Annotated in this window: 5 protein-coding genes; all 5 read right to left on the bottom strand. The window is 38.8% G+C overall.

Annotation, left to right across the window (positions count from 1 at the left end; translation table 11 throughout):
• Window positions 1–248: 248 nt before the first annotated feature.
• From cas2 to HZC45_09000, 5 genes are read right to left on the bottom strand one after another with little or no spacing between them, the layout of a single operon-like run.
• Window positions 249–521: a CRISPR-associated endonuclease Cas2 gene (gene cas2 / locus HZC45_09020; protein MBI5683281.1), complete on the bottom strand. Its 273-nt coding sequence runs from the start codon at window positions 519–521 to the stop codon at window positions 249–251.
• 5 nt (window positions 522–526) lie between these two features.
• Window positions 527–1,492 carry a type V CRISPR-associated endonuclease Cas1 gene (gene cas1 / locus HZC45_09015; GenBank protein MBI5683280.1) on the bottom strand — a complete coding sequence of 322 codons (966 nt, stop codon included), beginning with the start codon at window positions 1,490–1,492 and terminating at the stop codon, window positions 527–529.
• 33 nt (window positions 1,493–1,525) lie between these two features.
• Window positions 1,526–2,086 (bottom strand): type V CRISPR-associated protein Cas4, encoded by a 561-nt coding sequence (gene cas4 / locus HZC45_09010; GenBank protein ID MBI5683279.1) that lies wholly within the window; start codon window positions 2,084–2,086, stop codon window positions 1,526–1,528.
• A gap of 3 nt (window positions 2,087–2,089) precedes the next feature.
• The gene (locus HZC45_09005; GenBank protein ID MBI5683278.1) at window positions 2,090–2,479 is read right to left on the bottom strand and encodes a hypothetical protein; all 390 of its coding nucleotides are present in this window, start codon (window positions 2,477–2,479) and stop codon (window positions 2,090–2,092) included.
• A 29-nt stretch (window positions 2,480–2,508) separates the two neighbouring features.
• The gene (locus HZC45_09000; protein MBI5683277.1) at window positions 2,509–3,669 is read right to left on the bottom strand and encodes an IS4 family transposase; all 1,161 of its coding nucleotides are present in this window, start codon (window positions 3,667–3,669) and stop codon (window positions 2,509–2,511) included.
• Between the last annotated feature and the right edge of the window lie 34 nt (window positions 3,670–3,703).

The raw sequence follows: 3,703 nt of genomic DNA, 5'->3' as shown, positions 1-3,703 counted from the left end.
GTTACCTTTCTATCTACAATAGTAGAAATTTTGTTGGTGCTTTAGACATGACGACTATGAAGCATATGATTTTTATCTACAATAGTAGAAATTTTGTTGGTGCTTTAGACAGATAATGTCTGAAGAACACCATTTTTTAGGAAATATGAGCAGGTTTTTATGCCCAGTTCCCTCTTTTTTTGAGCATTTTGGCTCTTTATTGGCTTGTCTAAACACCATTTTTTACATTAAGACCGAGGTTTGTAGTTTTATACTATCACCAAGTCGGTTTCATCATTTTTAGCATAGCCATAGCGGGTGATTTTACACTGCTTGCTGAGATTGAAAATCATCACGCTGTCATTTTGCGAAAATTTCTTTTCAAAATAGTGCGTGATATGCGTCGTGATATTTTCCAGCACCCTTTCGCTGTTTCGGATTTCAAAGACCGAGTATTGCAGCCTGCCGCCGAATTTACTCAAATATTTGGAAAACTTGGCGCGAAGCTTATCATCGGATATATCATAAGAAATAATGAGCATAAAATCTACTCTTTTATTTTGAAAACAGGATAATGTTCTATCGGCTTCCTGCGCATAAAGCAGCGGTAATATTCCTGCACATAACTGAACATATCCTCTTTATGCTCCAAGAGGCTTTGGATGAGCCAACGGGTATAATCCTTGTTTTTTTCTATTTTCAAAAAGTATTGTCCTTTCTGCTCCCTAAAATCGTCTTTCTGCATCTGCTTTAATCCGTAAGCCCGCTTAATCTGTTTATCAATGACGCAGCGAAACGGCTCTACTATATCGCATACTAACGATTTTCGCTGATAGAAAGAGCGGTGATATACACCCTGATACAAATCAAAACCATACAGGTTCAACATACATTCTGTAATATTGAAAAGATAAGTGTAACCGATGTCTAAAGTGGTATTGATGATATCAATCTTTGTCCTCGGTCTGCGCCCCTTCCATTCCATATCGTCAAACCAATGGCTGAAATACAAGCGTGATGCAACTCCTTCCAAACCCAGCAGCATTTGCAGGTCAACGGCGGTTTCGGCTTGCCGCGCATATTCCGTCATTTTATCAATCGCATCTTTTGCGCCTTGCGATTTACCGCGGATGCCTTTGAGCAGTTCTGTTTGATTGATGATTTTGTTGTTCACCAAATGGCGTGCGATATTTAACTCCTTGTAATCATATTGCTTCCTGCGCAATAAAAAATTGCCTTCCGTTGCGCTGCTCCATAATCCGTAAGGTCTGCAATTGTGCGACAGCATATAAATAGAAAAACCGAACTTTTTGCTCCTTTCCAAAATGCCCGATGTAATGGTTATGTTCCCCGCTATCCACAACGAAAATATTTTGTGGCAGGTGGTTTGCAGCACTGTATTTTCTTCCTCGTCCTTGATAATGAGATTATCGTTTTTGAATGATACTTTTTGCCCTTCCGCGGCAAAGCATATCACGATATTTTTTTCTCTGAAATCAGGCAAACTTAACATAGGCTAATCTACAATAGTAGAAATTCCGGCAAATCAAGTATAAGCATAATCGCAAAGGTTTGAATAGATGCAGTTGCGGCATTTTGCTTCAACAGGAATAAAGCCCGGGGCATTCATATCAAAACTGTTGATTTGCTCAATCAGTTTTTCAAATTTTAGCTGCATATCAGGATTTTCATGCGGCAGAGGTATCGGGTGATTTTTATTGTGCGTAATGTCATAAAGCGCAATACTATTTACCGCATAACCCATCTCTATAAGGGCATGATACTGCGCATACACCTGAAAAACATAGCCGTCATAAATGGTTTTGATTTGCCGCTTCCTTTCCGTGAGTTTTCCGCTGTCCGTATCAAATAAATCCACCTTGCCGCAAATCTTATACTGTTCGCAATAAATTTCTATTCCCTGTAAAATGTTTTTCCGTGTGGAATATGCCTTTTCGTCAATAGAGGAATGCGCCGCCTTGCCTGCTATTTGCGGCTTTTGCTGATATATCTGCGTGTTGAAATTGCCATACAACTGATGAAAGTAGATGGAGCGCGGGCAAAAAATAAAATCATTGAGAAACGATATGGGAATATAAGTTTCCATTTTTCATTTTTTATTGTTCCGTTCTTGCGCAAACTTGAGCCATTCCTTGTTGGGTATCCATTGGCTTACTTTCTTTGGCTTTTTACCTTCTACACTTTCTTCATCCTTGCCTTTATTTTTCTTCGTTACTTCCTTAGCGTATTTAAGTTCATTAAATTTCTTGATGGCATTTTTTTCATCATCTACTTCATCTAGTTTTTTCAAAAGCCACAATCCTTTCCGTGCGATATTGTAAGCGCCATTTGCATCTGCATTTGCTGGCAAGTCATTTCCTGCTTTGCTGATAAAAAAATCATTTGAACCTTTTTCTAATTCAACGGGAGAAACAATAGTGTCGTGCTCAATACCTTTTTCATCTTTATAAGTATGCCGCAATGCAAGCAATACAGACAATAGTTTTAATAAATCTTCACACTGTCCGATTAAAATAATGTTTGTTGCAATGGTTCATCATGAAAGATTCGCAGTCGTTCCAGTTTAAGGGTCAATATATCTATCAGGTTTTTTCTGTCAAAGAGCGTTTCACGGATAACACGGCTCAAGTTTAAAAGCGAATGGGCATATTTGGTCTGATACTTGATATAGGTAAGAAGGAGATAATAGCTCATAGCAATCCAGATTTGCGTCATCACAGCGTTTTTAGAGGTTCCAAGAAAGGATTTTATCTTGAGATTCTGCTTTATCCATTTAAAAAACAGTTCAATCTGCCAGCGGGATTTATAAATCTGTGCAATAGTGGCAGCAGAGAGATTAAAGTTATTGGTTAAAAAGACAAGGGTCTTTTTGGTTTCAGAGTCGTAGTATTCTATAAGTCTTAGTTCCTTTGCATAAAGTTCTCTGGTTTTGACTCCATTTAGACGAATGATAGAATCAGAGACAATACCTTTTGCTGTAACTGAATGCTGTCCGACAACCGTATAATCTATATTGGATTTGGCGCGGGTTACAAACCAGACCCTATTATTGTTCAATGAATTTAAATAGTTATAGTCTATATATGCCCTGTCTATGGAAACGATGCTGTCCGACAAGAGGGGAAAAGAGTTTTCTTTTACCACACGGACATCGGATGTCTTTCCATCGGTTATGACAAGAAAGGACGGCAATGCCCCTGCATGTTCATACAGGCAGTGCATCTTTATAGCCCCTTTGGTCTTTCTGAACTTTGCCCAAGGGAATGCCGTTAGGCATAAATCTATAGTAGTGGCATCAATGGTGTATAAAGGGTTTTTAAAACGAAACCTGTGCCTTGGAGTTAAATCACGACAACGAGACAGAAGATGATAAAACAACCCCTCAAATATCTTATAGTCCCTTTTGCTATTGGCATCAGAAAGGGTGCTTCTTTTAACGGATTGAAGCCCAATGTGATACCATTTGGCAAACTGGGTCGTAAGACCTGCCTCAATGTCCCTAAGGCTATCTTTTTGCTTGATTTGGGAATAGAGTATTGTGATAAACTGCTGCCATGTAGAAAAGGTCTTCATGTAACGGTCTCCGTGGTATCGTTCTACAGCTTTTTCAAATTGATATCTCGGATAAAGTTTCAAGAGTTCCGAGAATATAGTTCCAAGTTTGTGCATGGCTTGTTCCTCCTTGTTGGTATTGGCTTTTCTC

It is taken from the genome of Deltaproteobacteria bacterium (genome assembly GCA_016223005.1).
Lineage (GTDB): Bacteria > Desulfobacterota > GWC2-55-46 > UBA9637 > GWC2-42-11 > JACRPW01.
This window is presented reverse-complemented; position numbering and strand designations above follow the sequence as displayed.